The organism is Stenotrophomonas sp. PS02289 (assembly GCF_029960115.1).
In the GTDB taxonomy this organism is placed as follows: domain Bacteria; phylum Pseudomonadota; class Gammaproteobacteria; order Xanthomonadales; family Xanthomonadaceae; genus Stenotrophomonas.
Genome location: NZ_JASCOZ010000269.1, coordinates 1 through 3,556 on the forward strand (window position 1 = coordinate 1; position 3,556 = coordinate 3,556).

General features: G+C 64.7%; 3 protein-coding genes. All 3 read left to right on the plus strand.

The annotated features are described in order from the left end of the window. Positions 1–160: 160 nt before the first annotated feature. The 3 genes from nth (at position 161) to pstS (ending at position 3,444) form a co-directional block, all read left to right on the plus strand. Positions 161–835 carry an endonuclease III gene (gene nth, locus QMX83_RS20715; RefSeq protein ID WP_282298509.1) on the plus strand — a complete coding sequence of 225 codons (675 nt, stop codon included), beginning with the start codon at positions 161–163 and terminating at the stop codon, positions 833–835. A gap of 182 nt (positions 836–1,017) precedes the next feature. Continuing rightward, a complete protein-coding gene (locus QMX83_RS20720) occupies positions 1,018–2,229 on the plus strand; it encodes an OprO/OprP family phosphate-selective porin (RefSeq protein WP_282298510.1) in 1,212 nt (403 codons plus the stop codon). A gap of 195 nt (positions 2,230–2,424) precedes the next feature. Beyond that, complete coding sequence (gene pstS, locus QMX83_RS20725; RefSeq protein WP_282298511.1) at positions 2,425–3,444, plus strand: phosphate ABC transporter substrate-binding protein PstS; 1,020 nt, start codon at positions 2,425–2,427, stop codon at positions 3,442–3,444. Positions 3,445–3,556: the final 112 nt, after the last annotated feature.

Sequence of the window (3,556 nt, forward strand, 5' to 3'; positions counted from 1 at the left end):
GCTACCGCCAGCGCGCCGTGCGGCTGGCCCGTCGGGCCGCTGAACGCGACGCCCGCCGCGCGCCGCCGGCCCCCTCCCCCGACCTCAAACCCGCCCTGCCGGCGGCCGCCGCTGCCATTCTGGCGCGCGCCAAAGCCAAGGCTGCCGGAAACCCGTCCTGATGCCCCCCGTCACCCAGGCTGCCCCGCGCAGCGCACGCATGCCCAAAGCCGACGTGGTGGAGATGTTCACCCGCCTGCGCGAACTCAACCCGCACCCGAAGACCGAACTGGAATACAGCTCGCCGTTTGAACTGCTGGTCGCCGTTGCGCTGTCCGCGCAGGCCACCGACGTTGGCGTGAACAAAGCCACCCGCAACCTGTTCCCGGTCGCCAACACCCCGCAGGCGATGCTTGCGCTCGGCGAGGATGGGCTGAAGAAATACATCGCCACCATCGGACTGTTCAACGCCAAGGCGAAGAACGTCATCGCCACCTGCCGGTTGTTGATCGAACAGCACGGCGGCGAAGTGCCACGCGACCGCGCCGCGCTGGAAGCCCTGCCCGGCGTCGGGCGCAAGACGGCCAACGTGGTGCTCAATACCGCGTTCGGCGAACCGGTGATGGCGGTGGACACCCACATCTTCCGGGTCGCCAACCGCACCGGCTTGGCCCCGGGCAAGGACGTGCGCGCGGTGGAAGACCTGCTGGTGAGGGTCATTCCGCGCGAGTTTCTGCTCGACGCCCATCACTGGCTGATCCTGCACGGTCGCTATGTGTGCAAGGCGCGCAAGCCGGACTGCCCGCAGTGCGTGATCCGCGACCTGTGCCGCTTCAAGCAGAAAACCGCCGCCTGAACGCGGCGGCGTGACTGCCATCTGCGCGCAATCGCGCAGTCATCTGGCTCTGGCATCAATGTCAGCCCCTGACGGGGCCTGACTCCGTGCCGGTGCCGTATTGTCTGGAACTGTCACATTTACGCAATCTTCACGATCTAGCCTGCGCAGCATCTTCCCACCTGCCTGCAAGGCTCCTCTCCATGAAACTGCATCGCCAACTCCTCACTGCGGCCGTGGTCGCTGCGCTTTACGTGCCGGCCGCTCACGCCGAAGTGGCCATCGACGTGATCGGTGGCTCGGAGATCACGTTTGAAGGCCTGGTCCAGGCCGACGGCAACTGGTTCGACAACGATGTGACCGACCTCAACGGCGGCGACGCAGCTAACGGCAAGGACAGCGAGTTCGAACTGCGCCGCGCCGAACTGGTGCTCAAGGGCAAGGGCCCGGGCAACCTGGAATGGGTGGTCGGTTATGACGCCAAGGCCGACAAGTTCCTCGACACCAACGTCAAGTACAAGCTGGGCGGCAACTCCAACCACTTCATCCAGGCCGGCCAGTTCAAGCAGCCCAACAGCCTGGAAGAACTGTCCAGCACCAAGAACAACGACTTCATCTCCAAGGCTGCGGTCACCAACACCTACGCCGTCGCCCGTCGCCTGGGTGGTGCCTACAGCTACGGTGACAACAACTGGTCGATCACCGCTGCCGCCTTCGGCCGCGAGCTGACCCGCAACCTGGCCCACGGCAGCGGCTACGGCGCACGTGGTACCTGGGCTCCGATCAACGAAAAGGGTCAGGTCCTGCACTTCGGCCTGAGCTATGTCGACTACGACACCGACGCCGACACCCTGCGCGTGCGTGCCCGTCCGAACGCCGACCTCGCCACCGCGCGTCTGGTCGACAGCGGCAACATGACCGACACCGACAAGGTCAGCACCCTGGGTGCGGAAGCGATGTACATCGGCGGTCCGTTCAAGGCCCAGGCCGAGTACTACACCAGCAAGGCCAAGCGCATGACGCGCGACAACTACACCAGCGACGGCTTCTACGTCAGCGGCGTGTGGAACATCACCGGCGAAACCTGGGGCTACAAGAGCGGCGTGCCGAGCACCGGCCTGCCGGACGAGCCGGGCCGTGGCATGTGGCAGCTAGGCGCGCGTTACGACTCGATGAACCTGGACGATGGTGGCCTGCGCGCCAACCCCGTGGCCGGCGCTGCACCGATCGTCGACGGCGTGCTCGGCGGCAAGATGGACATCTGGACCGTGGGCGTGAACTACTACTGGCGTTCCAACACCAAGTTCATGCTGAACTACGTGATGGTCGACAGCAAGAAGTACAGCTCGGCCAGCCGTTCGTTCGTCAATGACGACCCGAACATCCTGGAAGCGCGTCTGCAGTTCTTCTGGTAAGTATTGGTCGTTGGTTGTCATGAAAGGGCGCAGCTTCGGCTGCGCCCTTTTTGCGTTTTCCATTGCCTCCCTCTACCGGCACATCTGCGGTGTCACGGTTACGTCATATGACAGTCGCTGCGCTGTCACGAGATCGTTATGGAATGAGCGCCGGGCGGGAAACCCCGCACCGTCATCCATCCCAGGAGCCACCCCGTGATCCACGCCTTCAAGTCGCGCGTTGCCGTTGCCGTTATCGCCGCGTCGTCCGTGTTTGCCGCCAACGCTGCCGATGTCACCGGCGCCGGCGCATCGTTCATTTATCCGGTCATGTCCAAGTGGTCGGCCGATTACAACGCCGCCACCGGCAAGAAGGTCAATTACCAGTCCATCGGTTCGGGTGGCGGCATCGCCCAGATCAAGGCCAAGACGGTCGACTTCGGTTCGTCCGACGCCCCGCTGAAGCCGGAAGAGCTGGCCACGGCCGGCCTGGCCCAGTTCCCGTCGGTGATCGGCGGCGTGGTCCCAGTGGTCAACGTCCCGGGCGTCGCGCCGGGCGCACTGAAGCTGGACGGCACCACCCTGGGCAACATCTTCCTGGGCAAGGTCAAGACCTGGAACGACCCGGCCATCGCCGCGCTGAACCCGGGCCTGACCCTGCCGTCGCAGAAGATCACCATCGTCCACCGTTCGGACGGTTCGGGCACCACCTTCAACTTCGTCAACTACCTCTCCAAGGTCAACCCGGAGTGGAAGAGCAAGGTCGGTGAAGGCACCTCCGTGCAGTGGCCGGCCGGTATCGGCGGCAAGGGCAACGAAGGCGTTGCCGCTTACGTGAAGCAGATCAAGGGCGGCATCGGCTACGTCGAACTGTCCTACGCCCTGCAGAACAAGCTGGCCTACACCGCCATGAAGAACGCCGCCGGCAAGATCGTGCAGCCGAGCGACGAGTCCTTCTCCGCAGCCGCCGCCAGCGCCGACTGGGCCAATGCCAAGGACTTCTACCTGGTCATGACCAACGCCCCGGGCGAGCAGGCGTGGCCGATCACCGCGACCAACTTCATCCTGGTCCAGAAGCAGCCGAAGAACGCCGCCGGCGCCAAGGCCACCCAGGAGTTCTTCCGCTGGATCTACAAGAACGGCGACGCGCAGGCCAAGCAGCTCGACTACGTGCCGCTGCCGGACTCGCTGGTGAAGCAGGTCGAGACCTACTGGTCGCAGAACCTGAAGTACTGATCGACGCAATACCGGTAGGTGCCGACCGTTGGTCGGCACACACCGAACGAGGCAACGGTGCCGCCAGGTCCTCTCTCCCCTTGGCGGCACCCCGGGCGCGGATCATCTGATC